The 23,422-nt window shown below is 72.7% G+C and carries 20 protein-coding genes and 3 pseudogenes; 13 read left to right on the top strand and 10 right to left on the bottom strand.

Annotated elements, in window-relative coordinates:
* On the bottom strand, positions 1–726 hold a 726-nt coding region (locus tag ACW0Q9_RS15470), incomplete at its 3' end, for a PP2C family protein-serine/threonine phosphatase (protein WP_456181839.1).
* A gap of 106 nt (positions 727–832) precedes the next feature.
* Here ACW0Q9_RS15470 and ACW0Q9_RS15465 point away from each other — a divergent pair.
* The 7 genes and pseudogenes from ACW0Q9_RS15465 to ACW0Q9_RS15435 all read left to right on the top strand — a co-directional run bounded on the left by ACW0Q9_RS15465 (position 833) and on the right by ACW0Q9_RS15435 (position 6,148).
* The gene (locus ACW0Q9_RS15465) at positions 833–1,069 is read left to right on the top strand and encodes an HTH domain-containing protein (protein WP_089010418.1); all 237 of its coding nucleotides are present in this window, start codon (positions 833–835) and stop codon (positions 1,067–1,069) included.
* A pseudogene (locus tag ACW0Q9_RS15460) lies at positions 1,069–1,251 on the top strand (Clp protease N-terminal domain-containing protein); the annotation flags it as partial. The gene ACW0Q9_RS15465 and the pseudogene ACW0Q9_RS15460, both read left to right, overlap by 1 nt.
* A gap of 189 nt (positions 1,252–1,440) precedes the next feature.
* A pseudogene (locus ACW0Q9_RS15455) lies at positions 1,441–1,617 on the top strand (Clp protease N-terminal domain-containing protein); the annotation flags it as partial.
* A gap of 142 nt (positions 1,618–1,759) precedes the next feature.
* Positions 1,760–2,767 (top strand): diacylglycerol/lipid kinase family protein, encoded by a 1,008-nt coding sequence (locus ACW0Q9_RS15450; protein ID WP_456181837.1) that lies wholly within the window; start codon positions 1,760–1,762, stop codon positions 2,765–2,767.
* Positions 2,760–3,761, top strand: a complete 1,002-nt coding sequence (locus ACW0Q9_RS15445) for a YihY/virulence factor BrkB family protein (protein ID WP_456181835.1) — start codon at positions 2,760–2,762, stop codon at positions 3,759–3,761. The genes ACW0Q9_RS15450 and ACW0Q9_RS15445 overlap by 8 nt, the downstream gene beginning before the upstream one ends.
* Before the next feature lie 79 nt (positions 3,762–3,840).
* The gene (locus tag ACW0Q9_RS15440; protein WP_456181833.1) at positions 3,841–5,331 is read left to right on the top strand and encodes a phosphatase PAP2 family protein; all 1,491 of its coding nucleotides are present in this window, start codon (positions 3,841–3,843) and stop codon (positions 5,329–5,331) included.
* Between the two features lie 10 nt (positions 5,332–5,341).
* Positions 5,342–6,148, top strand: coding sequence for an endonuclease/exonuclease/phosphatase family protein (locus tag ACW0Q9_RS15435; protein ID WP_456181831.1), 807 nt, complete (start codon positions 5,342–5,344; stop codon positions 6,146–6,148).
* Positions 6,149–6,275: 127 nt separating this feature from the next.
* Here the strand turns inward: ACW0Q9_RS15435 and ACW0Q9_RS15430 are convergent, their stop codons facing one another.
* A complete protein-coding gene (locus ACW0Q9_RS15430; RefSeq protein WP_456181829.1) occupies positions 6,276–7,121 on the bottom strand; it encodes an alpha/beta fold hydrolase in 846 nt (281 codons plus the stop codon).
* Positions 7,118–8,080 (bottom strand): TIGR03557 family F420-dependent LLM class oxidoreductase, encoded by a 963-nt coding sequence (locus ACW0Q9_RS15425; protein WP_456181827.1) that lies wholly within the window; start codon positions 8,078–8,080, stop codon positions 7,118–7,120. Before ACW0Q9_RS15425 ends, ACW0Q9_RS15430 begins: the two co-directional genes overlap by 4 nt.
* A 380-nt stretch (positions 8,081–8,460) precedes the next feature.
* On the opposite strand from ACW0Q9_RS15425, the pseudogene ACW0Q9_RS15420 reads away from it, so the two are divergent.
* Positions 8,461–9,830 (top strand): annotated as a pseudogene (locus ACW0Q9_RS15420) (cellulase family glycosylhydrolase).
* Between the two features lie 608 nt (positions 9,831–10,438).
* The gene (locus tag ACW0Q9_RS15415) at positions 10,439–10,738 is read left to right on the top strand and encodes a helix-turn-helix domain-containing protein (protein WP_456181825.1); all 300 of its coding nucleotides are present in this window, start codon (positions 10,439–10,441) and stop codon (positions 10,736–10,738) included.
* A gap of 81 nt (positions 10,739–10,819) precedes the next feature.
* Here the strand turns inward: ACW0Q9_RS15415 and ACW0Q9_RS15410 are convergent, their stop codons facing one another.
* The 6 genes from ACW0Q9_RS15410 to ACW0Q9_RS15385 all read right to left on the bottom strand — a co-directional run bounded on the left by ACW0Q9_RS15410 (position 10,820) and on the right by ACW0Q9_RS15385 (position 18,005).
* Complete coding sequence (locus ACW0Q9_RS15410) at positions 10,820–12,091, bottom strand: RNA polymerase sigma factor (protein ID WP_456181843.1); 1,272 nt, start codon at positions 12,089–12,091, stop codon at positions 10,820–10,822.
* A 3-nt stretch (positions 12,092–12,094) separates the two neighbouring features.
* Positions 12,095–12,487, bottom strand: coding sequence for a YciI family protein (locus ACW0Q9_RS15405; RefSeq protein WP_456181841.1), 393 nt, complete (start codon positions 12,485–12,487; stop codon positions 12,095–12,097).
* Positions 12,488–12,600: 113 nt separating this feature from the next.
* On the bottom strand, positions 12,601–14,793 hold the full coding sequence (locus tag ACW0Q9_RS15400) for an alpha-galactosidase (RefSeq protein ID WP_456181823.1): 2,193 nt from the start codon (positions 14,791–14,793) through the stop codon (positions 12,601–12,603).
* Entirely contained in the window at positions 14,790–15,701 is a 912-nt protein-coding gene (locus ACW0Q9_RS15395; protein ID WP_456181821.1) for a carbohydrate ABC transporter permease, read from the bottom strand. Before ACW0Q9_RS15395 ends, ACW0Q9_RS15400 begins: the two co-directional genes overlap by 4 nt.
* On the bottom strand, positions 15,698–16,654 hold the full coding sequence (locus ACW0Q9_RS15390) for a carbohydrate ABC transporter permease (protein WP_456181819.1): 957 nt from the start codon (positions 16,652–16,654) through the stop codon (positions 15,698–15,700). The genes ACW0Q9_RS15395 and ACW0Q9_RS15390 overlap by 4 nt, the downstream gene beginning before the upstream one ends.
* A gap of 22 nt (positions 16,655–16,676) precedes the next feature.
* A complete protein-coding gene (locus tag ACW0Q9_RS15385) occupies positions 16,677–18,005 on the bottom strand; it encodes an ABC transporter substrate-binding protein (RefSeq protein ID WP_456181817.1) in 1,329 nt (442 codons plus the stop codon).
* 279 nt (positions 18,006–18,284) lie between these two features.
* Here ACW0Q9_RS15385 and ACW0Q9_RS15380 point away from each other — a divergent pair, with 279 nt between their 5' ends.
* From ACW0Q9_RS15380 to ACW0Q9_RS15370, 3 genes are all read left to right on the top strand, one after another.
* Positions 18,285–20,294, top strand: coding sequence for a beta-galactosidase (locus ACW0Q9_RS15380; protein WP_456181815.1), 2,010 nt, complete (start codon positions 18,285–18,287; stop codon positions 20,292–20,294).
* Between the two features lie 37 nt (positions 20,295–20,331).
* Entirely contained in the window at positions 20,332–21,108 is a 777-nt protein-coding gene (locus ACW0Q9_RS15375; protein WP_456181813.1) for a DeoR/GlpR family DNA-binding transcription regulator, read from the top strand.
* 106 nt (positions 21,109–21,214) lie between these two features.
* A complete protein-coding gene (locus ACW0Q9_RS15370; RefSeq protein WP_456181811.1) occupies positions 21,215–22,159 on the top strand; it encodes a sporulation protein in 945 nt (314 codons plus the stop codon).
* A gap of 61 nt (positions 22,160–22,220) precedes the next feature.
* On the opposite strand, the gene ACW0Q9_RS15365 is transcribed toward ACW0Q9_RS15370, so the two are convergent.
* On the bottom strand, positions 22,221–22,598 hold the full coding sequence (locus ACW0Q9_RS15365; RefSeq protein ID WP_456181809.1) for a hypothetical protein: 378 nt from the start codon (positions 22,596–22,598) through the stop codon (positions 22,221–22,223).
* Positions 22,599–22,898: 300 nt separating this feature from the next.
* Here ACW0Q9_RS15365 and ACW0Q9_RS15360 point away from each other — a divergent pair, with 300 nt between their 5' ends.
* A complete protein-coding gene (locus ACW0Q9_RS15360; RefSeq protein ID WP_456181807.1) occupies positions 22,899–23,321 on the top strand; it encodes a hypothetical protein in 423 nt (140 codons plus the stop codon).
* Positions 23,322–23,422 lie beyond the last annotated feature (101 nt).

Genomic DNA, 23,422 nt, shown 5'->3' with positions numbered 1-23,422 from the left:
GCTGGCGGAGAGCAGGGCCTGCGCGGTCCGGGCCGGGTCGCGCCGGGCGGCGAGGAGGTCCCGCAGCCGGTGGTAGCCGAGCTGGTCGCTCACCCCGTCGGTGCAGAGCAGCCAGGTGTCCCCGCTGCGCAGCGGCACGGCGAGCAGGTCCGGCTCGGGCTTGTCCGGGTGGCCGACATAGCGCAGCAACTGGTAGCGGGCCCGGGCCGCCTCCGGCGAGTCGGGCGGCCACCAGCCGTGCAGCAGGCCGAGCCAGGCCATGGTGTGGTCGACGGTCACCAGTTCCAGCAGCCCGTCGCGCAGCCGGTACGCCCGCGAGTCGCCGAGCTGGACGAGCCAGCCCTGCCCGCCGTCGGGCTCGGCGACCAGGGCCGTGAGGGTGCAGCCGGTCAGCCCGGCCAGTCCCGCCCCGGCCCGGCGTACCCGGAGCTGGGTCTCCGCCGTCGCGGCGCGTAGCCCGGCGGCGTCGACGGCCGGCCAGGCGGCGCGGACCTGGGCCACGAAGGTGGTCATGGCGGTGGTGCCGGCGGCCCGACTGCCCTCGCCCTCGCCCATGCCGTCGGCGACCGCGACCAGCGGCAGCTCCGGGTCGAGGTGCAGTACGTCGAAGTTCTCCGGATAGCGGTGCCCGGTCACGCTGCCCCCGGCGATCTCCAGGGTGAGCCGGCCGACGGTCAGCCGGCGGGGGGCCTGGACCGGCTGGTCCAGCGGGCGGCGGCGGAACACCTGCGGACCGTAACACCGGTCGGGGTCGTGGATCGGCAGGTCGCGGCCACGTGTCGGCGTGTCAACCGGGGTTGACAAGCGGCCCGCGTCAACCTACGTTGACAGCATGAGTCAGGCAACGGAACTCGCGGCGGCGGCCGGCAGCACCGACCCGAAGGTCGGGCTGCGGGCGGTGCTCGCCCTGCGCCGGCTGCTCGAACGGCTGGAGGTGGTCCAGGTGGACAACGCCCGACGGCAGGGCTGGTCCTGGCAGGAGATCGCCGACGCCCTCGAGGTCAGCCGGCAGGCGGTCCACAAGAAGCACGCCGGGCGACCGGCGGTCCGCGGAAGCTGGGAGGCGTGATGTTCGAACGGTTCACCGACCGGGCCCGCGCGGTGGTGCACCACGCGGTCGACGAGGCGCGCACCGAGGGCCGGCGCCCGGTCGGCACCGAGCACCTGCTGCTCGGCGTGCTCGCCGACGGCGACAATTTGGCCGTCCGGGTGCTGTCGGCCGGCGGCATCCGGGCCGAGGACCTGCGCGCGGCCGTCGCCCGGCACACCGCCCACGGGGTCGACGGCCTCGGCGCGGCGGACGCGGCGGCGCTGCGCGAGATCGGCATCGACCTCGCCGCGATCGTCGCCCGGATCGAGGAGTCCTTCGGCCCGGACGCGCTGCGCGAGGCGGCCCCCGCCCCGCGCCGGTGGTGGGGTCGACGCCCCGCCAACGGTCGGTTCTCGCCCCGGGCGAAGAAGGTGCTGGAGCTGTCCCTGCGCGAGGCGCTGCGGCTGCGCCACCACCACATCGGCACCGAGCACATCCTGCTCGGCCTGCTCCGGGAGGGCAACGGGCTGGCCGCGCTGGTGCTCACCGAGGCCGGAGCCGACCTCGACGACCTGCGCCGGCGGGTCGAGGCGGCGCTGCGCACGGCGGCCTGACCGATCCGGCCGGCCGCCGAACGGGGGGCCGGCCGGGTTCAAACCTGTTTGCGGTTCACGCAACGTCGGCCGCCGTCGGGTCGCTGAGCCGCCCCGCTTGCTGCACACTGGCGCCGTGGACGGTGGAGACGACAAGCGCCCGGTGACCGCGGACAACCGCGCCCCGCGCTCGGCCGTGGTGGTCAACCCGGTCAAGGTGACCGATCTCGACGAGTTCCGCCGCACGGTGGACGGCGCGCTCGACGCCGCCGGGTGGCCCGCGCCGGTCTGGTACGAGACCACGGTCGAGGACCCCGGTCGCGGCCAGGCCGCGGCGGCCGTCGAGGCCGGCGCCGAGGTCGTCTTCGCCTGCGGCGGGGACGGCACCGTGATGGCCTGCGTCACCGCGCTGGCCGGCACCGACGTGGCGCTCGCCGTGCTGCCCCAGGGCACCGGCAACCTGCTCGCCGCCAACCTGGGCCTCTCCAACGACCTCGCGGCCGGGCTGCAGGTCGCCGTCGAGCGGGGCATGCGCCGGCTCGACGTGGGCGTGGTCGGCGACCAGTGCTTCGCCGTGATGGCCGGGATGGGCTTCGACGCGCAGATGCTCGACTCCACCTCCGAGACGACCAAGAAGCGGATCGGCTGGCCGGCCTACCTGGTGGGGGCGGCCAAGCACCTGCGGGACCGGCCCATGCGGGTCTCCATCCGCATCGACGACGGGCCGCCGCTGCGCCGCCGGGCCCGCTCGGTCCTGGTCGCCAACGTCGGCCGGCTCCAGGGCGGGGTACGCCTGCTCACCGACGCCGAGCCGGACGACGGCTGGCTCGACGTGGCGGTGCTGACCCCGCGGACGCTCGGCCACTGGCTGGCCATGGGCTGGGCGGTGCTGCGGCGGCGGGGCAGCGTGCCCCGCATGGAGGTGCTCCGGGGCCGGAAGGTCGTGATCACCAGCAACCGGGCCCAGCCGCGACAGCTCGACGGCGACCTCATCGAGCCGGGCCGGTCGCTGAAGGCCCGGATCCGGCCCGAGTCGCTCTGGCTCTGCGTGCCGCGGCCGGCGCGCCACCCCGACCTGTCGGTGGACGCCGACGCCGCGGCCGAGCGCGGTGAGCGGCTGGTCGAGGAGAGCCGCCGTGAGTAGCACCAAGCTCGTCCCCGAGACCCGGCTGATGGCGAAGGAGGAGCTCTCCGCGGACGACGCCTGGCGCACCCTGCGCCGCCACGGCGGCTGGCATCTGCTCCGGGACGCCTTCATCCGGTTCCGCTACGGCGACGGCTTCAGCCACTCCCGGGCCCTCGCGTTGCAGCTCTGCCTGGCCGTGGTGCCGTTCCTCATCGCGCTCACCGGCCTGATCACCGACCTGGGCGTCGACGAGGGCGGCAAGGTGGTCGCGGACACGGTGCTCGCGATCACCCCGGGCCAGAGCGAGTCCGTGGTCCAGGAGTTGCTGGCCGACACCGAGCGCACCGAGCGGGCCGGCGAGCTGGCGCTGACCCTCGGTCTGCTGACCGGCCTGGTCGCGCTCACCACCACCATGGCCCAGATCGAACGGGGCGCGAACCGGATCTACGGCGTCGAGCGGGACCGTCCGGCCCTGTTCAAGTACCTGCGCGCCGCGGTCCTCGCGCTCCTGGCGGGCGTGCCCGCGCTGGCCGGCTTCCTGATCCTGGTCGGCGGCCGGGCCATGGGCGACTCCGTGCGGCGGCACTACGAGTGGGGCGACTGGGCCCACGCGGCCTGGGACGTGGTCCGCTGGCCGCTCAGCCTCGGCCTGACCGTGCTCGCCGTGGCGGTGCTGTTCCGGCACGCGCCCCGGCGCCGGCAGCCGGGCCTGTCCTGGCTCTTCTTCGGGGCCGGCATCGCCACCGCGCTCTGGTGGCTGGCCAGCCTGCTGCTCGCCGCCTACGTGAAGTACAGCGCCGGATTCGGCCAGACGTACGGCGCGCTGACCGGGATGATGGCCCTGCTGCTCTGGGCGAACCTGACCGGGATGGCGCTCTTCGGCGGGCTGGCCTTCGCCGCCCAGCTCGAGGCGATGCGGATCGGCGTGGAGGAGCCCGCCCAGCCCGACCTCTGGGAGCCGGAGGCCGAGCGTGAGGAACTCGTCGACACCGGGGACATGACCGCCCTCTGACCCCGCGCCGGCCCTCGGGCGTGTACGTCGAGCGGGAATCGGGTACTGCGCGCCTCGCAGAGGACAAGGGAGGTGCGGGGTGACCGCGGTCAAGGAGGCGACGCGCCGCCCGCTCGGCCACTTCGCCGAGCGGAGCCTGGCGGGGCTGCTCGTCGTTGCCGGCGCTGGCGTCGGGTTCGGCGTGCTGCTCATGCTCGTCCGGTTCCACTGGGGGCCGCTCCAGCACGCCGACCACGAGGCGGCCGAGTGGTTCAACAGCCTGGTGGCGCCGCACCACCCGCTGGTCACGGTGCTCCAGGCGGTCACCGACCTGGGTGGGCGGCCGGTGCTGATCTGGCTGATCACCATCGCGGTGGTCGGCCTGCTGATCCGCCGGCAGTCCCGGCTCGCCGTCTACCTGATCATCACGGGGGTGGGCGGGCTGATCCTCGACCCGTCACTCAAGGCGCTGGTCGGGCGGCTGCGCCCGGTGGTGGACGTGCCGGTGGCCAGCGCACCCGGCAACAGCTTCCCCAGCGGCCACGCGCTCGGCTCGTTCGTCGCGTACGGGGCGCTGCTGCTGGTGTTCCTGCCGGCCGTGGCGCCGCGCTGGCGCAAGCCGGCCATCGCGCTCGCCGCGGTGCTGGTCCTCCTGGTCGGGCTGACCCGGATCGCGCTGGGCGTGCACTTCGTCTCGGACGTGCTCGGCGGCTGGCTGCTCGGCGCGGCCTGGCTGGGCGTCACCGCGTACGCCTTCCGGCTGTGGCGGCGCGAGCGCGGCCGGCCCGTGCCCCCGATCGCCGAGGGCCTGGAGCCCGAGGCGGGGGAGGAGATCAAACCGGCGCCGGCCGAGGAGCACGTGCTGGAGCACCCCCGCTCGTCGGTGGCCGAGCTGCTGGTCGGCTGGGTGCTCGTCTTCGGCGCCCTCTACGCCTTCGGCATGTACGTCAGCTACCACGCCAAGGGCACCGTCTTCGACACCCTGGACACCGAGGTCCCGCGCTGGTTCGCCGACCGGCACACCGACGCGCTCACCGACCTGAGCTGGTGGTGGAGCAAGTTCGGCGACACCCACGCCATCCTGCTGGTCTCGCTGGTGTTCTGCCCGATCGTGCTGGCGGTCTCGCGGCGCTGGCGGCCGGTGCTCTTCGTGGTGCTGGCGATGTTCGGCGAGCTGAGCCTCTTCCTCGCCAGCGCCCGGGTGGTGGAGCGGCCCCGCCCGCCGGTGGAGAACCTGGACGGGCCGATGCCCACCTCGTCCTTCCCGTCCGGGCACATCGCGGCCACCATCTGCCTCTGGGCCGCCATGGCGATCATCGTGCTGCCGCGCACCGACCGCTGGTGGCGCTGGCTCTTCGTGGCCATGGCCGTGATCATGCCGGTCGGGGTGGCGACCTCCCGGATGTACCGGGGCATGCACCACCCCACCGACTTCATGGGCGCGATCCTGCTCGGCGCGCTCTGGCTCTCGCTGCTCTGGTGGGTGGTCCGCCCCAACGCGGACGTGGCCCAGGGCAACCGGCCGGCCATCGAGTCGGAGCAGGTCCACGAGCTGGACGACGAGCTGGCGAAGGCCGGCCGGGAGGACTGACCGGGCGCCGATGCTGCGAGTGATGACCTGGAACATCCGGACCGGCGGGCGGGACCGCGACGGCACCGACCGCCGGGACCGGATCGTCGCCGTGGTCGCCGCGCAGCGCCCCGACCTGCTGGCCCTTCAGGAGCTGCGCGGACTGGACCGCGGCGGCGGGCTGACCGGGCTGGCGGAGCGGGTGGGCATGGAGCCGCACCTGGCCCGGTCCTGCTTCGGGCAGCCGGTGGCGGTGCTGGTCCGACCGCCGCTGCGGGTGCTCCGCGCCGGCCGGGTACGCCGCCCGTTCCACCACGCCGCCGCCCGGGTCCAGGTGGCCACCGGGGCCGGCCCGCTGACCGTGTTCAGCACCCACCTGAACCCGTACTCGGGCGGGCGGCGGCGGATGGAGGCCGACTGGCTGGCGGTGGCGGTGCGGCGGACCGGGGGAGAGCTGGCCCTGCTCGCCGGCGACCTGAACACCCTGGAGCCGGCCGTCGACCACACCGACCGGCTGGCCGGGCTCGCCGCCCTCTACCGGCGGCGTCACCTGCGCCGGGACGGCCGTACCGTCGACACCCGCGCGGTGGCCCGGCTGCTGGACGCGGGCCTTGTCGACCTCTGGCCGCACCTGGGCGGCGGCGAGCCGGACGGGCTGACCGTGCCGACCCGGCACGGCGGCGCCGAGTTCGCCGGGATGCGGCTGGACTACCTGCTCGCCACCCCGGCGCTGGCCGCGGCGGCCCGCACCGTCCGGGTGCTCCGCGGCGGCGACGCGGACAGCGCCTCCGACCACTACCCGGTCGTCGCCGACCTGGACCTGATCACCGGCCGCTGAGCCTCAGACGAGCAGGTTCAGCAGCACGGTCAGCACGACCGAGGCGAGGATCGAGAAGAGGATCATCAGCAGGCAGCCGAGGCCGCCGCCGACGGGCCGGATCTCCGTGTTTCCGATGCGCATAGACTCACCTTCGCAGGACGGGGGCCAGCAGGTCGCGGATCGCGTCGGCCACCGGGCCGGGCGCGGTGGTGGCGACGTTGTGCGCGGCCCCCGGCACGGTCGCCGTCCGGGCGTCCGGGACCAGCCGGGCCGCCTCCGTGCGCCAGTCGTCCGGGACGACCGGGTCCCGGGCGCCGGTCAGCACCAGCGTCGGCGCGCTGACCCGGACCAGGTCCGCCTCGACCGCGTTGCGCACCGAGTGGGACAGGGTGGCGAGCACCCGCCACGGGCGCGCGTCGAGGACGTCGCGGAGCAGGATCGGCGCCTGCCACTTCGCCTCCCACAGCGTGTCCACCAGCCACCGCCCGAACTGGCCGCGCCGGGACCGGGCGGCCGGGTCGCTGGTCGGGCCGGCCAGCACCAGCGCACGGACCAGGTCGGGCCGGCGGGCGGCGAGCGCCGCGACCACCTCCGCGCCGAACGAGTGGCCGAGCAGGCAGACCGGCCCCAACCGGTACGCGGCCAGCCACTCCGCCAGGAACGCGGCGTGCCGGGGCACGTCGTACGCCGTGCCGGGGCGCTCGGTCAGCCCGAAGCCGGGCAGGTCCGGCACGTACACCGGGTGGGTGGCCGCCAGGGCCAGCGCCAGCGGGGTGAGGTAGCGGTGCGAGACGGCGAGGCCGTGCACCAGCACCACGGGTGGGCCGTCACCACCCGGGTCGGCCGACCGGCGGGTGTGCGTACGCAGCCCGTCGACCAGCCGGAACTCGCTGGTCAGGCCGGCGGCCGGCCGGGGCGCGGCCAGCGCCAGCCGCAGCTCGGCCGGCCCGAAGCGCCCCGGAGGCGACGGCCGCACCGCGGGACCGGTCACAGCTCGCGCAGCCGGGGCAGCAGCTCCTCCTGGGCCCAGTCCAGGAACATCGGCTGGCTGTCGCCGCCGACCTGGACCAGCGCCACATGGGTGAACCCCGCGTCGACGAACTTCTTGAACGCCTCGACGTGCCGGTCCACGTCCGGCCCGCAGGGGACGCTCTCGGCCGCGTCCTCCTCGCGGACGAACTGGCTGGCCGCGGCGAAGGAGTCCGGGCCGGGCAGGTCGGCGTTGACCTTCCAGCCGAGGCCGAACCAGCGGAACTGGTCATGCACGATCTTGCGGCACTCGGCCTCGTCCGGGCCGTAGCAGATGGCCACCTGCCCGTAGCGCGGGCGGCCCGCGCCGCCGGCCTCCTCGTACATGTCCACGAGGTGCGGCAGCGGATCGGTGGCGATCATGGCGTCGGCGTACTCGGCGGCCAGGGTGGCGGACTGCCGGCCCGAGGCGGCCACGGCCATCGGTACCGGCCGCTCGGGCCGGTCCCAGACGTAGGCGTCGGGCACGTCGTAGTGGTTGCCGGAGAAGGTCAGCGTCTCGCCGTTGAGCAGCGGCCGGATGATCTGGAGGGCCTCCTCGAACATCTCGTGCCGCTGCTGCACGTGCGGCCAGCCGCCCACCACGTGCTCGTTGAGGTTCTCGCCGGCGCCGAGCCCGAGGGTGAACCGCCCGTCCGAGAGCACCCCGACCGTGCTGGCCTTCTGCGCCACGACGGCCGGGTGGTAGCGCCGGATCGGGCAGGTCACGAAGGAGAGCAGCTCGGCCCGGCTGGTCGCGTGGGCGACCGCGCCGAGCACCGACCAGGCGTACGGGGAGTGGCCCTGCGAGTCCAGCCAGGGGTAGTAGTGGTCGGACATGACGAGGTGGTCGAAGCCGGCGGCCTCGGCGCGGACGGCATGGTCGACCAGCTGCTTGGGGCCGGCCTGTTCGCACATGAGGGTGTAGCCGACGTTGACCATGGCACATCTCCTTCCGGGCGGATCGTCACCGGATACCCCGCGCAGCGGCGGTCAACCCTGGTGTCCGCTTCGGAGGCCGGCCATCTTGACGTCACGGGGGATGCTGCCTACAGTCCGGCTTAACCGGTTCAGATCCGGGTGGCGCACCATCCTGTGGTGGGGATGACCGCCCCTGTGGCGGCCCGTGGCGACATGGGCCGTCACAGGACGCCACCCCGAGTGGCCGATGAGCTTAACCGGTTGCCTTCCGCGTCCCATCGCCCTACGCTGATGTCTGCGTCCGCCGGGAGCCGGGCGGCGGCTGTCGGGCTCAGCCGCCACGCCCTCGTCACCATCACCGCACCCCCACCTGGGCACGGGGGACCTCCCTGAGGACAGCCATGAAGAAGTTGCTCTCCGTCGCGGGCGCCGCCCTGCTGACGGTCCTCGCCGCCGTCTTCGCCTTCGGGCAGCCGGCGCACGCCGCCGCCGGGTTCTCCGTCGCGAACGGGCGGCTCTACGACGCCAACGGCACCGAGTTCGTCATGCGCGGGGTCAACCACGCGCACACCTGGTACCCGCAGCAGACCACCAGCTTCGCCAACATCAAGGCGCTCGGCGCGAACACCGTCCGGGTGGTGCTGGCCAGCGGCGACCGCTGGACGAAGAACAGCGCCGCCGACGTCGCCAACGTCATCTCGCTCTGCAAGGCCAACCGGCTGATCTGCGTCCTGGAGGTGCACGACACCACCGGCTACGGCGAGCAGAGCGGTGCCGCGTCACCCTGGACCGGGCGGTCGACTACTGGCTCAGCATCGCCAGCGCCCTTCAGGGCCAGGAGAAGTACGTCATCGTCAACATCGGCAACGAGCCGTACGGCAACCAGGGCTACGGCACCTGGGCCACCGACACCGCCAACGCGATCAAGCGGCTGCGCGCCGGCGGCCTGACGCACACGATCATGGTGGACGCCCCCAACTGGGGCCAGGACTGGTCCTTCACCATGCGCGACAACGCCGGCACGGTCTTCGCCGCCGACCCGCAGAAGAACACCGTCTTCTCGATCCACATGTACGGCGTTTTCGACACCGCCGCCGAGATCACCGACTACCTGGGCCGGTTCCGCACCGCCGGGCTGCCCATCGTGGTCGGCGAGTTCGGCTTCGACCACTCCGACGGCAACCCGGACGAGGACACCATCCTGGCCTACAGCCAGGCCAACGGGATCGGCTACCTCGGCTGGTCGTGGAGCGGCAACGGCGGCGGCGTCGAGTACCTCGACATGGTCACCAACTTCGACCCGAACCAGCTCACCACCTGGGGTCAGCGAATCTTCAACGGGGCCAACGGCATCAGGGCCACCGCCCGGGAGGCCTCGGTCTTCGCCGGCACCTCGCCGAGCCCGACCACCAGCCCCACCACCAGCCCGAGCCCGACGACCAGCCCGACCGGCGGCCCCACCCCGCCGCCGGCCGGCTGCACCGCCAGCTACACGATCGTGAACTCCTGGCAGGGCGGCTTCCAGGGCGAGGTCAAGGTGACCGCGGGCGCGGCGGCGCTCACCGGCTGGACGACGAAGTGGACGTTCGCCAACGGCCAGACCGTCAACCAGTCGTGGAACGCGGCGGTCAGCAACAGCGGCTCGGCGTACACCGCCCGCAACGTGGACTGGAACGGCCGGCTCGGCGCCGGGGCCAGCACCTCGTTCGGCTTCATCGGCAGCTGGAACGGCAGCAACGCGGTCCCCGCGGTGACCTGCACCGCGAGCTGACCGCCGCCCGGTGGCCGGGTCCGCGCGGACCCGGCCACCCCCTCTCCGGGTACGCCCCGGCGTGATCGCCGAAACGGTGGACGCGCGTCCAGAAAATCTAGGCCGGAACCGCTAGACATTCTCGTCGCGCCTGGCTAATGTTCCTGTCGTTGGCAGCAGAGATCAGTAAAGACGCAGACGAAGCGGTACAAGACCCTGACGTAATTCCAGGTCAGGGCAGGCAGGTGGGCCGATGCAGGTTCAGGGCTCGCCTGGAAGGAGAGTCCGCCGCACGTGGGCGGGGCCATGAAGTCGCGTGGGGCTCCGGCACCGGCGGGCAGCACGACAGGCACCACAGGTATTGGAAGCAGAGGAAAGGGAGGGCCCGAACACCGTTGGATCGCCCGTCTCCAGGACACAGTTCAACTCTGGAGCCGGACACCGCAGTTTCCATCGAACGAGAGGTGGTCTCCGGTCACGCTTATGCGATCCTCGCACCCCAGGCCGCCGACGGCGGCAGGTGCGGACACGACAACCCGACGAATTTGCCGGTAGATGGTGTTTTGACCCGTAACCCCGGGCCCCGGCGCTGTCAAGCGCCGGGGCCCTCGTCCATGAGAGGTACGTGTATGGGCCAACCCGACGACATGTTCGGTGACGACGACTATCCCGCCTACACGATGGGCCGCGCCGCGGAGATCACCGGCGCCTCGCAGGACTTCCTGCGTCGCCTCGACGAAGCCAAACTGATCACCCCGTTCCGGTCGGCCGGCGGCCACCGCCGATACTCCCGCTACCAGCTCCGCCTGGCCGCGCGGGCCCGGGAGATGGTCGACCAGGGCACCGCCCTGGAAGCCGCCTGCCGGATCATCATTCTCGAAGACCAGCTCGAAGAAGCCCTCCGGCACAACCGGGACAACCCGCGGTAACGGCACGCGGACGCTGCCTGACCCCAATCGTCTTACGGTCCTTCTCCACGAGAGGGACCGTTTGTCGTACCCGCTTCCCGCTCATGACTCCGGCGGGCTGGGCGCGCCGGTGGCCAGGCGGGCCGCCCGCATCCGCAGGTACTCCTGCTCGGGGCGACTCGTGGTGCGGCCGGCGGCGGCCCGGTAGTGCCGCGCCGCCGCGTCCCGGTCGCCGGCCATCTCGTGGAGGTGGGCCCGGGCCGCGTCGAGCCGGTGGTGGCCGGTCAGCCGGGGGTCGGCGGCCAGCGTCTCCAGGGCGACCAGTCCGGCGGCGGGACCGTGCACCATGGCGGTCGCCACGGCGCGGTTGAGCGACACCACCGGGCTCTCCGTGAGCCGTTCCAGCACCTCGTAGAGGGCGAGGATCTGTTGCCAGTCGGTCCGCTCAGCGGTCGGCGCCTCGTCGTGCAGGGCGGCGATGGCGGCTTGGAGCTGGTAGGGCCCGACCGGCCCGCGGGCCATCGCCCGGGTGACCAGCGCGGTCCCCTCGGCGATCGCGGCGGCGTCCCACCGGGACCGGTCCTGGTCGGCCAGGGAGATCAGCTCCCCGGACGGGCCGGTGCGGGCGGCGGCCCGGGCCTCGGTGAGCAGCATGAGGGCGAGCAGCCCGGCCACCTCGCTGTCCGCCGGCAGCAGCGCGTGCATGGCCCGGGCCAGCCGGATCGCCTCCTCGGAGAGGTCGACCCGGCGCAGGTCGGCGCCGAGACTCGCGGTGTGCCCCTCGGTGAAGATCAGGTAGAGCACGTGCAGCACCGCGGCGAGCCGGGCCTGCCGCTCCTCCTCGGCCGGCATCCGGAACGGCACGCCGGACGACTTGATGCGCTGCTTGGCCCGGCTGATCCGCTGCGCCATGGTGGCCTCGGGGACGAGGAAGGCGCGGGCGATCTCGGCGGTGCTGAGCCCGCCGACCGCGCGCAGGGTCAGCGCGATGGCCGACGCCGTCGAGAGCGTGGGGTGGCAGCAGAGGAAGAGCAGCACCAGCGTGTCGTCCCGCTCGGCGGTCAGCGGCTCGTCGGCCGCCGGTGCGGTCCGCCGGTCGTCGCCGCCGCGCCGGGCGGCCCGGTCCTCCCGGTCCCGGCGGGCCGCCTCGCCCCGGACCAGCTCGATCATCCGGCGGTACGCGACCTGCACCAGCCAGCCGCGCGGGTGGTCGGGCAGCCCCTCGGCGGGCCACTGGGTCGCCGCGGCCAGCAGCGCCTCCTGCACCGCGTCCTCGGCGGTGGCGAAGTCGCCGAACCGGCGGGCGAGCACGCCGAGGACCTGCGGCGCCAGCTCGCGCAGCAGGTCCTCGACGGTGTGGTCCGGGACGCCCAGGGGTCACAGCTCCTGCGGCGGCGCCGACATGACGGGGTGCACCTCGATCGGCATGTTCAGCGGTCGCCCGCCCGGGCCGGGCGCGGTGGAGATGTGCGCGGCGATCTCCACGGCCCGCTGCGGCGTCTCGCAGTCCACGATCCACCAGCCGGCCAGGAACTCCTTGGTCTCCGCGAACGGCCCCTCGGTGACCACCGGCGCGCCGTTCTCGCCGGCCCGGACGATCCGCGCCTGCTGCGGCCCGCCCAGGCCCTCGCCCTGGACCCACTCCCCGTCGGCCATGAGCTTCTCGTTGACCTCCCCCATGAACCCGATGTGCGCCCGGATCTCCTCCGGCGTCCAGGTGTCGATCGGGGGGAAGTCGGTCCCGGCGGCGCTGAACTGCATCAACAGCATGTACTTCACGGTTCGCTCCTCACGCCCGAGCACCGATTGTCGGTGCTTCCACCCTCCGGTAGAAGCTGCCACTCCGCTCCTCGACATCCGCCGCCGGGAAATCCCAGAAAAATCTAGCCCGCCGCGGTGACCTCCAGCAGCAGCGCCTGCTCCGGGTGCAGGGCGGGCAGTTGCAGCCCGACCGAGGCGAGCACCGACCCGCTGAGCGTCACCCCGCCGTCCGCGGCCAGCCAACCCGGCGGGGCCAGTTCCAGCAGCGCCGGCTCCGGCACCCCGGCCGGCGGCCGGACCAGGTACCGGCGGGACGGGTCCAGGCCGGGCAGCCGGACCGCGCCCGGCACCTGCGCCGCCGAGGTGGCCAGCCGGGAGACCGCGTACACCGCGTGGGAGCGGTCGTGGGCGACCACGCCGTGGGCCTGCACGGCCGGGTCCGGGTGGTCGACCCGGACCACCCGACCGGAGTGCAGCAGCGGCCGGAGCCGCTTGTGCAGCGCCACCCACGCGGCGAGTTCGGTCCGCTCGGTCGCGCTGATCCCGCTGATGTCCCACTCGATGCCGTGGTGGCCGAAGAGCGCGGTGACCGCCCGGAAGCCGAGGTCGTGCACCCGGTGGGTGGTGTGCGAGCGCTCCGGTCCGATGTGGGTGCCGATCAGCTCCGGCGGGAGCAGCAGCCCGGTCCAGCGCTGGATCGAGAGCCGTTCCAGGGCGTCGTTGCAGTCGCTGGCCCAGACCCGGTCGGTCCGCCGCAGGATCTCCAGGTCGACCCGGGCCCCGCCGGACGAGCAGCTCTCGATCTCCAGGCCGGGATGCCGGGCGCGCAACTCGTCCAGCAGCCGGTAGACCGCCACGGTCTGCGCGTGCACCCCCGGCCGCCCGGCGTGCCCGGCCTCGGTGAGGTCCCGGTTGTGGTCCCACTTGAGGTACGCGATCCCGTCGTGCCCACGCAGCACCGCGTCGAGCCGGTCGAGCAGGTGGGCGTACGCGTCGGGGTGGGCCAGGTCGAGCACCTGCTGGTGCCGCCACTCGGGCGGCAGCCGGTCGGGCGCCTGGAGCACCCAGTCCGGGTGGGCCCGGAACAGGTCCGAGTCGGGGTTGACCATCTCCGGCTCGACCCAGAGGCCGAACTGCATGCCGTGCTTGCGGACGTGGTCGATGAGTGGTTGCAGCCCGTCCGGCCACACGTCGTCGTCGACCCACCAGTCGCCGAGCCCGGCCCGGTCGTGCCGCCGGCCGCGGAACCAGCCGTCGTCGAGCACGAAGCGTTCCACGCCCACCTCGGCGGCCCGGTCGGCGAGGCCCTTGAGCCGGTCGAGGTCGTGGTCGAAGTAGACCGCCTCCCAGACGTTCAACGTCACCGGGCGCGGGGCGCGCGGGTGCTCCGGGCGGGCGCGCAGGTGGGTGTGCAGCACGTCGCTGAGCCCGTCCAGCCCGTCGGCGGAGTGCACCGCGTAGAGCAGGGGAGTGGCGTACTCCTCGCCCGGGCCGAGCAGGATCTCGCCGGGGGCGAGCAGCTCACCGCCGCCGAGGGTGGCCTCGCCGGTCGGCCGGCGTTCGGCGACCGTGACGTGGTCGCCGCTCCACGCCGTGTGCACGGCCCACGTCTCGCCGTGGCCGAAACCGAATCCGGGGGTGCCGGCGACCAGCAGCAGGGTGGCGTCGTGCCCGGTCCGGCCGTGCCGCCCCTCGCGGACCCAGGCGCCCATCGGCCACGGGTGCCGCTGCGGCGCGCGCTCCCGGCACCAGCGCCCGGTCAGGTCGAGCAGTTCGGTGGCGACCGCCGGCACCGGCAGCACCGGCGTCAGCTCGCGTACCTCGTAGGGCCGGTCGCCGTCGTTGCGCAGCCGGTGCCGCACGGTGAGCAGCCCCGCGGCGCTCAGGGTGATCTCGACGGTCAGGGACAGCCCGGCGCCCGGGTCCGCGGCCCGCACGGTCACCCGCGCGGGCCCGGCCCCGCCGTGGTCCCGCTCCCGCTCGGATACGCGGACAGCCTCCCCGCCACCGCCACGCGTGTCGTCCACCTCGACGGTGTCGAGGCGGAAGGCGGTCGACCAGTCCCGGCCGTCCCGGTGCCCGGCCAGGCCGGGCCGGCCGCTCCAGCCGGCGCTCGCCTCGGGCAGCAGCGACAGCACGGTCGGCGCGTCGAAGCTGCTCGGCACCACGGGCGGGACCGTGGCGTCGACCAGCGCGGGCAGGTCGTCGGCGGGCAGCGGGCCGAGGTCGGCGCCCCAGTGCACGATCCGGGGCAGGCCGGGACCGCGCGCGTCGAGCACCAGGCTGGTCCGCGCGCGGCGCAGGTGGACGATCATCCCTTGGACGCTCCCAGGGTGAGGCCCCGGACGAACTGCTTCTGCAACAGGAAGAAGATCACCAGGGTGGGGATGGCGACCAGCACCGAGCCGGCCGAGACGAGGTTGTTGTCGGTGAAGAACTCGCCGCGCAGGTTGTTCAGCGAGCTGGTCACCGGGAACTTGTCGCCGGTGCGCATCAGCACGGTGGCCCAGAAGAACTCGTTGTAGATCCAGGTCACCTCCAGCGTCGCGAGCGCGGCCAGGGCCGGCCGGCACAGCGGCATGGTGACCTGCCAGTACTGCCGCCAGACGCTCGCCCCGTCGACCATCGCCGCCTCGTACAGCTCGTGCGGCAGGGCCTTCATGTAGTTGCTCAGCACGAAGACGCAGAAGCCGCACTGGAAGGCGACGTTGACCAGGATCAGCCCCCAGTAGCTGTCGTAGAGCAGCTCCGAGTCGCTCATGAAGGCCGGCAGCGGGATCTCGGTGAACATCCGGAACAGCGGGATGAGCAGGGCCTGCTGCGGCAGCAGGTTCGCCGCGGTGAAGAGGCCGAGCAGGGCGATGTTGAGTTTCCAGCTGAACCGGGCGATGACGAACGCCACGCAGGAGGCCAGGAAGAGGGTCAGCAGCACCGCCGGGACCGTGATGTAGACCGAGTTGAGGAAGTGCTTGCCGAACTCGGCGGTCCGCCACGCCGTGACGTAGTTGTCCAGGGTCCAGCCGCCGAGCGAGACGTAGCCGTTGGTGGCGGTGTACTCGTAGGACCGCAGCGAGGTCAGCACCGCCCAGAGGATCGGGAAGAGCCAGCCGACCGCCACCGCGGCGAGGAAGACGTGCAGGACCACCCGCGCCGGCCGCAGCGGCCGGCGGCGGGGGGACGGCGCCGCGGTGTCGGGGCCACGGGTCAGGGTCGCGCTGCTCATCGCCGGTCCTCCCGCATCACGGTGAACAGGTAGAGGGTGATGAAGACCAGGGAGACGACAAGCATGATGGTGGCCAGCGCCGAGCCGAAGCCGATCCGGCTGGCCTCGCCCACCACGTTCTGGGTGACAAGCGCCGAGATCAGCTCCAGGCCGTTGCGGCCCTTGTTGATGACCCAGACCAGGTCGAAGGCGCGCAGCGACTCGATCACCGTGACCACCAGCACGATGATGTTGATCGGCCGCATGACCGGGAAGACCACGCGGAAGAAGGTGCTGGCCTCCGAGGAGCCGTCCACTGCCGCGGCCTCGCGCAACGACGGGTCGACGCCCTTCAGGCCGGCCAGGTAGAGCAGCATGATGTAGCCGACGTGCCGCCAGCCGGCGGCGAACAGCACCGCCCAGATGTTGACGTTCGGGTCGCCGTACCAGTCGGTCTGGGTGCCGAGCAGGGCGTTGAGCAGGCCCTGGTCGCGGCTGTAGATGAGCTGCCAGACGAAGCCGATCAGCGCCAGCGAGAGCACCACCGGCAGGTAGAGCGCGGTCTGGTAGAACCGGCTGCCGCGCAGTTCCTTGTCGAGCAGCACGGCGAGGAACATCCCGAACGGGGTGGCCACCACGAAGAGGGCGGCCAGCCAGAGCAGGTTGTTCTGCACCGCCGGCCCGAACGGCGGGTAGATGTTCACCACGTCGTCGTAGTTCTTCAGGCCGACCCAGTCGATCTCGCCCAGCGGGCCGATGCCGTCCCAGTTGGTGCCGGACAGCGCCACGGTGGCCAGCGCCGGCAGCCAGACCAGGGCCACCACGAGCAGCAGCGGCACGAGCACCATCAGCGTGATCACCACGCGGTCGGTGCGGGACAGGAGCCGTAGCCGGCGGCCGCGACCACGCGTGGCGGTGGTCGCGGCCGGCGGCGGCACGGCGCGGTCCGCTTGGACCAGGGGCAGGTCGGACACGATGTCCTCCCCCTTTCCGCCGTCAGCTGGTGAAGATGGACTTCTTCTGGTTCTCGATGCTGGTGAGCAGGCCGCTGATGTCCTTCGGGTCCTTGATGAACTGCTGCAACGCCGGGATCATCACGGTCGAGGCGAAGTCCGGCCGGGTGTCCCGGTCGAGGAACTGGGCGATCTCGGTGGCCGAGCCGACCAGCTCGGCGGCCTTCTTCTTCAGCGCCGTGTAGCCGCTGGTGTCCCCGCCGCTGTTGGCCACCAGGGTGCCGGGGTCACCCTTCACCATGATGTTCGCGGCGTCGACGCCGCCGATGTACTCCAGCAGCTTCTTGGCGTTGGCCTCGGACTTCGGCTTGCGGGCCATCATGTAGCCGTCGATCGGCGCGTCCAGGGCCTTGGCGCCGATGGTCGAGTCGATCTCCGGGAACGTGAAGAAGTCGATGTCGTCCTGCTCGTTCTCGTTGAACTGCTGAGCGACGAAGAGGCCGAGCAGGTACATGCCGCTCTTTTTCTGCTGGAGCGACTGGGCGGCCTCCTGCCAGGTCCGGCCCAGCGAGTCCGGCTGGTGCAGCGGCAGCAGCCCGGCCCAGGTGTCGAAGACCTTCTTGACCTTGTCGGAGGTCCACGCCTCCTTGCCGGCCATCAGGTCGACGTGGAACTGGTAGCCGTTGATCCGCAGGTTGAGGATGTCGAAGGTGCCCATCGCCGGCCAGCCGTCCTTGTCGGCGAAGGCGATCGGGTTCAAACCGTCCTTCTTCATCTGCGCGCCGAGCGCGTTGAAGTCGTCAAGCGTCTTCGGCACCTGGTAGCCGCGCTGCTGCCACACCGACTTGCGGTAGAAGACCGCCCACGGGTAGTACGACGCCGGCACGAAGTACTGCTTGCCGTCGTCCCCGGTGGACGCCTTCTTGAACGCGTCGGAGTAGCCGGAGAGTTTGCCCCAGACGTCGCTGACGTCGCCGGCCAGGCCCTTGGCCGCGAAGAACCGCATCCGGTAGCCGGCGAACCAGGTGAACACGTCGTCCGGCTTGCCCTGCAGGTAGTTGTTGATGTTCTCCTGGAACGTGTTGTGGTCGACCGTGTTGATGTTGACGGAGACCCCGGACTTGCTCTGGAACCCGGCCGCCAGCTTGGCGAGGACGTCCTTCGGGGTCGGGTCGGACGCGTTCGAGCCGACCGACACGGTCTTCGAGTCCGCGCCCGAGTCGGAGTCGGAGCCGCAGCCGGCGAGCATTCCCGTGCCGAGCAGCGCGCCCGCGCCGGCCGCGCCGGCGAGCAGCGAGCGGCGGTTCAGGCCGGCGACGGACGGGGGTACGAGTCGGGCGAGGTACTCGGCTTGCGAGCGGGGACGGGACATTGTGCCTCCTGCGTGGAAGAGGTGCGCTGCGCCCAAGGGCCGTGATGGGTGGCGGGGATCGGTGTTCGTGCCGGCTGGCGTAGATCCATCGTGAATCCACACGTCCGAACAAAAACAGCCGGTGGCGGTTGAAGCTACCGCGTGGTTCGGCGCTGTCAAGAGGGCAGAAGGACAGCGATAACCCAGTTGTGACACGGGCTGGCGAAGGTAAACGTTGGAATTTCTGTCGATGTTGGAAAGTGTTGACTTGGGTGCCGTTCGGGGGCACCCTCTGCTCTCATGCGGAACTGGCACGGCGAGCAGATCTGGTACGGCGCCGACTACAACCCGGAGCAGTGGCCCGAGGAGACCTGGGCCGAGGACGTCGAGCTGATGCGCCGGGCCGGGGTCAACCTGGTCTCGGTCGGGATCTTCTCCTGGGCCCTGCTGGAACCCGCTCCCGACCGCTTCGAGTTCGGCTGGCTGGACCGGGCACTCGACGTGCTGCACGACGGCGGGATCAGCGTCGACCTGGCCACCGCCACCGCCAGCCCGCCACCCTGGCTGGCCCACCGGCACCCGGAGACGCTGCCCCGCCGCGCCGACGGCACCATCCTCTGGCCGGGCGGGCGGCAGGCGTACTGCCCCAGCTCACCGGTCTTCCGGGAGCGTTCGCTCGCCCTCGTCGAGGCCGTCGCCGGCCGGTACGCCGACCACCCGGCCGTCGTCATGTGGCACGTCTCCAACGAGCTGGGCTGCCACAACGTGCACTGCTACTGCGACGTCAGCGCCGAGGCGTTCCGCCGCTGGCTGCGCGAGCGCTACGGCGACCTGGACGCGCTCAACGCCGCCTGGGGCACCGCGTTCTGGAGCCAGCGCTACCACGACTGGGCCGAGGTCAACCCGCCGCGGACCGCGCCCACCTTCGCCAACCCCACCCAGCAACTGGACTTCCTGCGGTTCTCCTCCGACGAGCAGCGCGCCCAGCTGCGCGCCGAGCGGGAGCTGCTGACCCGGCTCACCACCCAGCCGGTCACCACGAACTTCATGATCGGCACCGGTATCAAGTACCTCGACTACCACTCCTGGGCCGCCGACGTGGACCTGGTCTCCAACGACCACTACCTCACGGCCGCCGACCCGCGACCGCAGGTCAACCTGGCGCTCGCCGCCGACCACACCCGGGGCGTCGCCGGCGGCGAACCGTGGCTGCTCATGGAGCACTCCACCAGCGCGGTGAACTGGCAGCCGCGCAACGTCGCCAAGACCCCCGGCCAGCTGCGCCGCAACAGCCTCGCCCACGTGGCGCGCGGCGCCGACGGGGTGCTGTTCTTCCAGTGGCGGGCCTCCCGGGCCGGCGCGGAGAAGTTCCACTCCGCGCTGGTCCCGCACGCCGGCCCGGAGACCAAGGTGTTCCGCGAGGTCTGCCGGCTCGGCGCCGACCTCCGGGCCCTGGCCGAGGTACGCGGCAGCCGGGTCGACGCCGACGTGGCCATCCTCTTCGACTACGAGGCCTGGTGGGGCGCCGAACTCGACTCGCACCCCAGCGTCGACGTCACCTACGCCGACCGGCTCGCCGCGCTGCACGGCGCGCTCTGGCGGGCCGGGGTCACCGCCGACGTGGTGCACCCGTCCACCGACCTGTCCCGCTACCGGCTGGTCCTGGTGCCCACCCTCTACCTGGTCCGCGACACCGACGCCGACGCGCTGCGCCGGTATGTCGAGGCGGGCGGGACCGCGCTCGTGACCTACTTCAGCGGCATCGTCGACGAGCACGACCACATCCGGCTCGGCGGCTATCCGGGTGCGTTCCGCGACCTGCTCGGCGTCCGCACCGAGGAGTTCTTCCCGCTGCGCGAGGGCGAGTCGGTGCGCCTCGACGACGGCTCGACCGCCGACGTGTGGACCGAGTGGCTGCACGCCGAGGGCGCCGAGGTGCTCGCCGCGTACGCCGACGGGCCGTTGCCCGGGGTGCCGGCGCTGACCCGGCGCGCGGCCGGCGCGGGGGCGGCCTGGTATCTCGGCACCCGGCTCGACCAGGCGGCCACCGACCGGCTGGTCGCCCGGCTGCTCGCCGAGGCCGGCGCCCGCCCGGCGGCGACCGTGCCCGAGGGGGTGGAGGTGGTCCGCCGGCGGGCCGCGGACCGGAGCTGGCTGTTCGTCATCAACCACACCGAGGCCGAGGTCCGGCTGGCGGCCACCGGCGCCGAGCTGCTCGGCGGCGGCCGGTGCGACGGCGAGCTGGTGGTCGGCGCGGGGGAGGTGGCGGTGGTCCGCGAGGAGCCAACGGCCCATCCCGACACCGTCTGACCTGCGTACCGTGCCGCTTGCGCGCGAAGGAGGACTCATGCTCGCCCAGCAACGGCAGAGCGCCATCCTGGAGCTGATCCGCCAGCGTGGCGGCGTCCGGGTCAGCCACCTGGTCAGCCGCTTCGGGGTGTCGGACATGACCATCCGGCGGGACCTGGAGGTGCTCGCCGAGCGGGGCCTGGTCGACAAGGTCCACGGGGGCGCGACGCTGGCGGGTCCCGGCTCGGCCGAGGAGCCGGGCTTCGCGGCCAAGTCGATCCGGCAGCAGGCCGAGAAGCGGGCCATCGTCGAGCGCGCCGCCGGCCTGGTCGAGCCCGGCATGGCCATCGCGCTCTCCGCCGGCACCACCACCGCCGCGCTGGCCGCCCGGCTGGCCGACGTCCGGGGGCTGACCGTGGTCACCAACTCGATCCCGGTCGCCGACGCCCTCTACCAGAACCCGCGCGCCGACCAGACGGTCGTGCTCACCGGCGGCATCCGGACCCCCTCGGACGCGCTGACCGGCCCGGTGGCCGAGGCGGCCATCGCCGCGCTCAACGTCGACCTGCTCTTCCTCGGGGTGCACGGGATGAGCCCGCGCACCGGCTTCACCACCCCGAACCTGCTGGAGGCGGCGGTGAACCGGCGGCTGATCGGCGCGGCCCGGCGGCTCGTGGTGCTCGCCGACCACACCAAGTGGGAGACCATCGGCATCGCCACCATCGCCCCGCTGGAGGAGGCCGACGTGCTGATCACCGACGGCGGGCTGCCGCCGGACGGGCGCCGGCAGATCGGCGAGCAGGTCGGCGAGCTGATCGTGGTCGACGTCGACTGACGAGGCCCGCTTACAGGCACTTCACAGCCGCCCAGGTTAGGGTGCGCTTCGTGGCCCCGCGCGTTCCACGGTGGAGCGCGCCGACGGTGGAAGCGGAGTAGTGGCGATGGTCTTCAAGAAGATGCTGAGCGCGTTCGGGGTGGGCGGCCCGAGCGTCGACACCGTGCTGACCAACCCCAACACCCGGCCGGGCCTGACCCTGGACGGGCACGTCAACCTGGTCGGCGGCGACGCGCCGGCGAGCATCGAGCAGATCACCGTCGGCCTGGTCACCCGGGTCGAGATCGAGGGCGGCGACACCGAGTACGCGGGCGTCATGGAGTTCCACCGGATGGCGGTGAGCGGCCCGCTGCAACTGGCCCCGAAGCAGCAGCTCGCCATCCCGTTCCAGCTCCCGGTGCCGTGGGAGACCCCGGTCACCGACGTGTACGGCCAGCGGCTGCGCGGCATGACCATGGGCCTGCGGACGGAGCTGGCGGTGGCCCGGGCCGTGGACAAGTCCGACCTGGACCAGGTGGCCGTGCACCCGCTGCCGATCCACGAGCGGATCCTCGACGCCTTCCAGGCGCTCGGCTTCCGCTTCAAGCACGCCGACCTGGAGCGCGGGCACATCCGGGGCGTGCAGCAGACGCTCCCCTTCTACCAGGAGATCGAGTTCTTCGCCGCGCCCCAGTACGCGCAGGTGACCAACGAGGTCGAGCTGACCTTCGTCACCAGCCAGCACGGTGTCGACGTGATCCTGGAGTGCGACAAGCGCGGCGGCTTCCTCACCCCCGGGCACGACGCCTTCGGCCGGTACGCCGTCCCGCACAGCGACGCGGGCCGCACCGACTGGGTCCAGGTGGTCGACGGCTGGCTGCGGGAGACCACCTCGCGCTACGGCAACCTGCGCTCCCAGGGCTTCGGCATGCACGGGCACCACGGCCACCGCGGCTCGGGCATGGGCGGCATGGTGGCGGGCGCCGCGCTCGGCGTGGCGGGCGGCCTGGTGGCCGGTGAGCTGATCGAGGACGCCTTCGAGGGCGACTTCGGGGACTTCGGCGGGGAGTGACGGCACGCGACGATGCCCCCGGGACTCCCCGGGGGCATCGTCGTCTCAGCTGTGGCTCCGGTCAGTGCCGGGCCTTGCGCTCCTCACCGCTGCGGAAGTTGCTTCCGGCCTTGGCCAGACCGCGGCTACCCAGGTAGCCGATGGTCAGCAGCGTGATGAAGAACCAGGCCTGGTTGGCGCGGAAGATGTCCACCCCGACCGAGTTCTTGCCGACCAGGAACGACGCCGCCAGCACGCCCACGACGGACGCGACGTAGATCCAGAATTCGGTCGTCGCGAACGACGGCTTGGTCTCCGTGCCGGGCGACTGGATCGCCTGCCGCTGACCGTCGTGCATCATCGGCATCGGGCGGGTCGGCGTCTCCTGCATCGCGGCCCGGTTGGACATGTCCTGCGCCGGCCGGTTCATCGGCCTGGTGGATGCAGCCTGCGTGCTCATCTGTCCTCCTCAGGATTGATGAGTCGTTCTCTGCACACCTCCCGCCCCGCTGCCGCAGGTCGGCCACGGCACGGTTCGCGCACTGTGGCGGGGGCACCCTCCGTCTACCCCTGGCCCCGGCGAGGTAACGCCGGCCCCCGGCCGAATAGCAGCACCGTGCGGAACCGCCGGCCACCGGCCCGAGAACCGGACATCCGGGCAGGTACCCGGCGTCCCTCGGGGCCGCGCGGGCCGGCCGGTTTCAGCCGCCGGTCGCCGGGCACGCAACGAGGATCCCGAGAAATCTGCGAGGTGGTTGACGTGCGTGAGGACGACATGCGACAGCAGGCCGCCCGGCAGGCCGAGGAGCGGGTTGCCGGCGGCGTCTACGGCGAGGGCGCGCTCGACGAGGTCACCGTGCCGCAGACCGACGTGCTGCGGGTGATCCAGGAGGAGGACCCGGACGACCCGGCGCACGCCCCGGTCGACCCGAACGTGTTGCGCGACGGCGGCCCCACCCGGGGCCAGGGCGCGATCACCACGACCGGCGGTACGGCCGGCCCGGCCAGCGTCCGCCGGCTGGCCCGCCAGCCGGAACGGCACCGGGGCAAGGTCGCCCCGACCACGACGGGCGACGCCACCACCGGCGGCCTGAGCACCCCGGCCGGCGGCTCGACCAGCGACGCCTCGTCGACCGGCAGCCAGGTCGGCAACTTCACCAACGACAAGGCCAACCCGGGCTGACATCCGGCACGAACGACGGAGGGGGCGGCGGCTGCCGCCCCCTCCGCGCGCGTCGCCCCCTCCACGCGTCGATCATGAGGTTGACGGCGATGTGGATCTCC

The organism is Micromonospora sp. I033, from assembly GCF_053890995.1.
This window is presented reverse-complemented; position numbering and strand designations above follow the sequence as displayed.

Coding starts and splice junctions, on each gene's coding strand:
- ACW0Q9_RS15365 (WP_456181809.1), bottom strand. CDS start 22,598: ATGAGCACGCAGGCTGCATCCACCAGGCCGATGAACCGGCCGGCGCAG.
- ACW0Q9_RS15415 (WP_456181825.1), top strand. CDS start 10,439: ATGGGCCAACCCGACGACATGTTCGGTGACGACGACTATCCCGCCTAC.
- ACW0Q9_RS15405 (WP_456181841.1), bottom strand. CDS start 12,487: ATGCTGTTGATGCAGTTCAGCGCCGCCGGGACCGACTTCCCCCCGATC.
- ACW0Q9_RS15465 (WP_089010418.1), top strand. CDS start 833: ATGAGTCAGGCAACGGAACTCGCGGCGGCGGCCGGCAGCACCGACCCG.
- ACW0Q9_RS15395 (WP_456181821.1), bottom strand. CDS start 15,701: ATGAGCAGCGCGACCCTGACCCGTGGCCCCGACACCGCGGCGCCGTCC.
- ACW0Q9_RS15385 (WP_456181817.1), bottom strand. CDS start 18,005: ATGTCCCGTCCCCGCTCGCAAGCCGAGTACCTCGCCCGACTCGTACCC.
- ACW0Q9_RS15400 (WP_456181823.1), bottom strand. CDS start 14,793: ATGATCGTCCACCTGCGCCGCGCGCGGACCAGCCTGGTGCTCGACGCG.
- ACW0Q9_RS15435 (WP_456181831.1), top strand. CDS start 5,342: ATGCTGCGAGTGATGACCTGGAACATCCGGACCGGCGGGCGGGACCGC.
- ACW0Q9_RS15370 (WP_456181811.1), top strand. CDS start 21,215: ATGGTCTTCAAGAAGATGCTGAGCGCGTTCGGGGTGGGCGGCCCGAGC.
- ACW0Q9_RS15375 (WP_456181813.1), top strand. CDS start 20,332: ATGCTCGCCCAGCAACGGCAGAGCGCCATCCTGGAGCTGATCCGCCAG.
- ACW0Q9_RS15425 (WP_456181827.1), bottom strand. CDS start 8,080: ATGGTCAACGTCGGCTACACCCTCATGTGCGAACAGGCCGGCCCCAAG.
- ACW0Q9_RS15380 (WP_456181815.1), top strand. CDS start 18,285: ATGCGGAACTGGCACGGCGAGCAGATCTGGTACGGCGCCGACTACAAC.